Source organism: Tautonia sp. JC769, assembly GCF_040717455.1.
Classification (GTDB): domain Bacteria; phylum Planctomycetota; class Planctomycetia; order Isosphaerales; family Isosphaeraceae; genus Tautonia.
On the sequence record NZ_JBFEFH010000083.1, the window covers coordinates 1 to 338 of the forward strand.

Annotated in this window: 1 protein-coding gene; it reads left to right on the forward strand. The window is 69.5% G+C overall.

Annotated features, from left to right (window positions below; genetic code table 11):
• Positions 1 to 338 (forward strand): hypothetical protein (locus tag AB1L88_RS26970; protein ID WP_367099820.1); only part of this gene is annotated, 338 nt, incomplete at its 5' end.

The window sequence follows — 338 nt, forward strand, 5'->3', positions numbered from 1 at the left end:
CGCTGGTGGGCCTCTGGGCGCTGAGCCTGCACGGCCAGGTTCAGTTGTCCTACGACGCGATCCCGGCGGCCGCGGTCAGCGTCGCGGGCTTGCTCCGCGTCTACCGGTCGGCGATGCGTGATTACGGCCGCCCCCTCGCGGCGGCCCGGTCGCTCGACGCCCGGCTCAGCCGGGCGGTGATCGCCCCCTCCGCCCGATCGCACAAGGCCAGCCGCGACTATCCCCGCAAGAAACGCGAACGCGTCCCCGGCGCCCCCGAACTCCGTCCCGCAACCGAACGTGAGATCGAGCAAGGCGAACGGCTCTTGAATGCTCATTTCAAAAGGTTAACGGCGTAG